Source organism: Streptomyces sp. NPDC058964, from assembly GCF_042741275.1.
Lineage (GTDB): Bacteria > Actinomycetota > Actinomycetes > Streptomycetales > Streptomycetaceae > Streptomyces.
In genome coordinates this window covers 1-553 of sequence record NZ_JBHYKH010000139.1, presented here as the reverse complement: position 1 = coordinate 553, position 553 = coordinate 1, and the positions used below count along the sequence as shown (strand labels likewise).

Annotated in this window: 1 protein-coding gene; it reads right to left on the bottom strand. The window is 74.1% G+C overall.

What is annotated here, in order from left to right:
• Window positions 1-439: AMP-binding protein (locus ACFW2E_RS18970; protein ID WP_384467798.1), on the bottom strand; the 439-nt coding region annotated here is incomplete at its 3' end.
• Window positions 440-553: the final 114 nt, after the last annotated feature.

The following is a 553-nucleotide window of genomic DNA, read 5'->3' as shown; positions in this document are numbered from 1 at the left end:
CCGGGGGGTGCCCCCCCCCACCCCCATTCACCCCCCGGCGGGCCGCCGGGCCGCGGGCCGCGGCCCCCCCGGCCTGGGCCCCCTGAAGCGCGTGCTGGGCCTGATGCGGGGCGAAGAGGAGCGAGGCGGCGGAGTCGTCCAGGTGGTACTCCACCTCGCGCGCCTTCAGCAGCGGGTTCATCGGCACCACGACAGCCCCGACGCGCAGGATTGCGTAGTACAGGACGGCGAAGGCGGGCACGTTCGGCAGCATCAGACCGACTCGGTCGCCCGGCTTCACCCCGGCAGCGAGCAGGAGGGACGCGGCCCGGGCGCTCGCCTCGTCGAGCTCGGCGTACGTGAGAGTGGCGCCGTCGAGCCGGACGGCCGTACGGTCGGGATGGCGCGCCGCCGAGTCCACCAGGATCGCGGCGAGGTTGGCGTGCGCTGTGGAAGGCATGTGCATGGCTCCTTCGGCGGTGGGGCGCCCCCGGGCAGCCGCCGCCGCACCCCCCGCAATAACACAATACGCTGTTGCTCGGGGCGACTAGCCCGCACTCAATCACCACCGCAC